This window comes from Halomonas faecis, from assembly GCF_010993975.1.
Taxonomy (GTDB): domain Bacteria; phylum Pseudomonadota; class Gammaproteobacteria; order Pseudomonadales; family Halomonadaceae; genus Halomonas; species Halomonas faecis.
In genome coordinates this window covers 1-573 of record NZ_JAACZO010000051.1, presented here as the reverse complement: position 1 = coordinate 573, position 573 = coordinate 1, and the positions used below count along the sequence as shown (strand labels likewise).

Here is a 573-nt window from a genome sequence, read left to right as displayed (position 1 = left end):
GGAGCCAAGCGGGATCGAAGTCGTGCGCGACCCCGGGCTGACCACCTGACGTGCCAGGCAGGCGCCTCTCCCAACTGAGCTCCTTCAGTACTTTCCAAGGAAAGTGGTGGAGCCTAGCGGGATCGAAGTCGTGCGCGACCCCGGCGCGACCACCTGACGCGCAAGGCAGGCGCTCCCCCAGCTGAGATCTTCTGGACTTTCACGAGGAAAGTGGTGGAGCCAAGCGGGATCGAACCGCTGACCTCCTGCGTGCAAGGCAGGCGCTCTCCCAGCTGAGCTATGGCCCCGACAGCAATTTGTGTGAGACAAGGCGCTTCGATGCGACGCATAGCCTGCTATGCGAGGTTCGAAGCAACGCCGTATCACGCAAATTTGGTGGGTCTGGGCAGACTTGAACTGCCGACCTCACCCTTATCAGGGGTGCGCTCTAACCAACTGAGCTACAGACCCAAACAGTCTTTGCTCTGGTCGATCAGGTAATTCAATGTGAGCACTTGCCGCGAAACAGCGAGTCGTCGATTAAGGAGGTGATCCAGCCGCAGGTTCCCCTACGGCTACCTTGTTACGACTTCA

2 tRNA genes and 1 rRNA gene are annotated in these 573 nt (G+C 59.3%); all 3 read right to left on the bottom strand.

Annotation, left to right across the window (positions count from 1 at the left end):
- Positions 1 to 211 precede the first annotated feature (211 nt).
- Positions 212 to 287, bottom strand: a tRNA-Ala gene (locus tag GFD32_RS14560).
- Between the two features lie 86 nt (positions 288 to 373).
- Positions 374 to 450 (bottom strand) — tRNA-Ile (locus GFD32_RS14555).
- Between the two features lie 70 nt (positions 451 to 520).
- Positions 521 to 573, bottom strand: a 16S ribosomal RNA gene (locus tag GFD32_RS14550); the annotation flags it as partial.